Origin of the sequence: Limimaricola litoreus (assembly GCF_024159025.1) — a bacterium.
In the GTDB taxonomy this organism is placed as follows: domain Bacteria; phylum Pseudomonadota; class Alphaproteobacteria; order Rhodobacterales; family Rhodobacteraceae; genus Limimaricola; species Limimaricola litoreus.
Genome location: NZ_JAMYXC010000193.1, coordinates 1 through 1,361, shown reverse-complemented (window position 1 = coordinate 1,361; position 1,361 = coordinate 1). Strand labels below are relative to the sequence as shown.

Annotated in this window: 4 protein-coding genes; 3 read left to right on the top strand and 1 reads right to left on the bottom strand. The window is 68.7% G+C overall.

Annotated elements, in window-relative coordinates:
- The 3 genes from NHG85_RS12410 (at position 1) to NHG85_RS12400 (ending at position 1,030) form a co-directional block, all read left to right on the top strand.
- Positions 1–132 (top strand): FAD-dependent oxidoreductase, encoded by a 132-nt coding sequence (locus NHG85_RS12410; protein ID WP_256500408.1) that lies wholly within the window; start codon positions 1–3, stop codon positions 130–132.
- Between the two features lie 93 nt (positions 133–225).
- Positions 226–447, top strand: a complete 222-nt coding sequence (locus tag NHG85_RS12405) for a DUF1127 domain-containing protein (RefSeq protein WP_253332803.1) — start codon at positions 226–228, stop codon at positions 445–447.
- Positions 448–823: 376 nt separating this feature from the next.
- Positions 824–1,030, top strand: a complete 207-nt coding sequence (locus NHG85_RS12400; protein ID WP_253332806.1) for a cold-shock protein — start codon at positions 824–826, stop codon at positions 1,028–1,030.
- 151 nt (positions 1,031–1,181) lie between these two features.
- Here the strand turns inward: NHG85_RS12400 and NHG85_RS12395 are convergent.
- On the bottom strand, positions 1,182–1,361 hold a 180-nt coding region (locus tag NHG85_RS12395), incomplete at its 5' end, for a hypothetical protein (protein WP_253332801.1).

Below are 1,361 nucleotides of genomic sequence, written 5' to 3'. Positions count from 1 at the left end.
CTGGCCGCCCGACCGCCGCGCCGCCCGCATGACAATCTGGCGCTCGCGGGCGACTGGCTCGCCCCGCCTCTGCCCCAGACCATCGAGGCGGCGCTGATCTCAGGGCGCGAGGCCGCGCGCGCCTTGCACTGAGCGCAGACCGGCCCTGCCGCATCGTCGGTTGTCGCGGGGCCATGCGGGGCGCATATCTGGCTCAACACGGCAAAACACAGAAAGTCCAGAGACATGGCGCAGACCACCACCGCCACCGCCCCCTCCCGCCTTCTCGGCCTCGCGGTCGCCCCCTTTGCCATGATCGGCCGCGGGCTGATCGCCATGGCCGAAGCCGGCCCGCGCATGAAGCAGGTTCAGCGTCTCAACGAGATGAGCGACAAGGACCTCGAAGCGCTCGGCACCACCCGCGCCGAAATGGTGCGCAAGATCTTCGGCGGCGCGATCTACATGTGATCCGCATCGCCCCCCGCATGTCGGGGGGCGCCGACGCCCAAGCCGATGCCCGGTGATGACAGGCGCGCGTCGCGCCGTCTCGAAGCCCGCATGAAAAACGCCGCTCGCGCGGCACCCGAGCCCCCATCCGACCCGACCAGAAGATGCCGGCGCACCCGGTCGGCATGGACCGTTCCCGGCCGCGATGCCGGGACCGGGGCGAGGGCCGATCGGTGACGAGGCTTGATTTTCGAGCCATCTCCCCCATATTCGAATGGCTGACGTTAGCTTTTTCGACCCTTCTGTCTCCGCTCGGCCGGCTCAGTTGATCGATCCAGACTGCAACGCGCCGCAGCTGCCGCATGTCGCGGGCAGCGACAAGACAGGAGACACGGATATGGCCACTGGCACCGTGAAATGGTTCAACACCACCAAAGGCTTCGGCTTCATCGCGCCCGACACCGGCGGCAAGGACGTCTTCGTCCACATCTCGGCCGTCGAGCGTTCGGGCCTGAACGGTCTCGCCGATGACCAGAAGGTGTCCTACGACATCGAATCCGGCCGTGACGGCCGCGAGTCGGCGGTGAACCTGGCGCTCGCCTGAGCCCTATCATCACCGGACGACCGAAGCGGGGCCCGTGGGGCCCCGCTTTTCGTTTGGGCGGAAGGAAAGCCCGGCTTCCCTTCCGTCACCCTGCCAAAGCCTTGCAAAACCAGTCCCCTGCGCGATGCTCCTGAGCTGCGCATGGCCGGTCTCAGCCCTGTTGCGCCTGCGCCATGACCTCCAGCATCCGCTCGGCCAAGGCCCGTCGCTCGGCCTCGTCCAGCGCGCCCTGCCCCTCCAGCGTCAGCACCAGCTTTGCGCCGTCGCTGCGCACCGTCGCACGGGCTCCATCCGCGAGCCGGGCCTCGGCCAGCGGCGGCGGTGCGTCCCG